Source organism: Bartonella phoceensis (assembly GCF_902825145.1).
GTDB classification, from domain to species: Bacteria; Pseudomonadota; Alphaproteobacteria; order Rhizobiales; family Rhizobiaceae; genus Bartonella; species Bartonella phoceensis.
In genome coordinates, this window is the sequence record NZ_CADEAD010000030.1 from 1 (window position 1) to 1030 (window position 1030).

Below are 1030 nucleotides of genomic sequence, written 5' to 3' on the forward strand. Positions count from 1 at the left end.
TGATAGGTGAAGATATTACTGCAAACGTTGGTGAGAGTGTTCTTATTGGTGATAATTTGACGGTACGGTTTATATCTGATAAAGAGACTCGGCCTTTGGGATGGAGCACTGTTGTCGGTTATAATGCGCAAGTCCGTAGAGGCGCTACCGTTGCCATTGGTAACGATACACTAATAACAAAAGATGGGGTTTATGGGGTTGCTGTTGGTCCTTATGCACGAGTAGAGCAGCGAGGTGCTCTGGGATTGGGGTTTGGGGCAAATGGGGCCGGAGAGACGAGTATTGCTATAGGTTATGCATCGCAAGCTATGATGAAGGGTTCTATTGCAATAGGCTCTCCGCAGCGTTTGAAACCTACAACAGATGATGATCCAACTGGCGCGCTCACAGGCGTTCAGCACACCAAGGCACTCGGTGAACATGCGATAGCTATAGGTACTGAAGCATCTGCACTTGCTAAGATGTCTATGGCATTGGGGGTAGAATCACAAGCAGAAGCGGAATCAGGGGTTGCTTTAGGAGCACATTCTTTAGCTTCAGTTAAATCTGGTATTTCCGGTTATGTTCCTGACAAAAAAGATATTAAAGATGATAAAGAGTATGTATGGAAAAGTACAGCAGGTGCCGTTAGTGTTGGTAATGTTTCGAAAGGTAAGACCCGACAAATTGTTGCAGTAGCGGCTGGTACTGAAGATACTGATGCAGTTAACGTTGCACAATTAAAGGCGGTACAAGAAGCAGCGATTATAAAAGGTTTAAAAATTAACACGACTGGCAAAGATTTTGCAGATGCTATAGCTGATGCAGAAAACTCTGTTGCTCTTGGTAGCAAAGCCAGTGTTGACACATTTTCCAGCGGAGCGCTTGCTTTTGGTTATGGCGCATCTGTAAAATCGTTTAGTCCTGATATTCAGAATGGTTCTTTAAACGGCATTGCCTTAGGTACACAAGCATCTGTTTCTGCTGAGGGTGGGGTTGCTCTTGGTCATAACGCACAAATTAACGGTAAAGGTTCGATTGCTCTTGGTGC

1 pseudogene is annotated in these 1030 nt (G+C 44.7%); it reads left to right on the forward strand.

What is annotated here, in order from left to right:
• A pseudogene (locus J7R07_RS07930) lies at positions 1-1030 on the forward strand (Vomp family autotransporter); the annotation flags it as partial.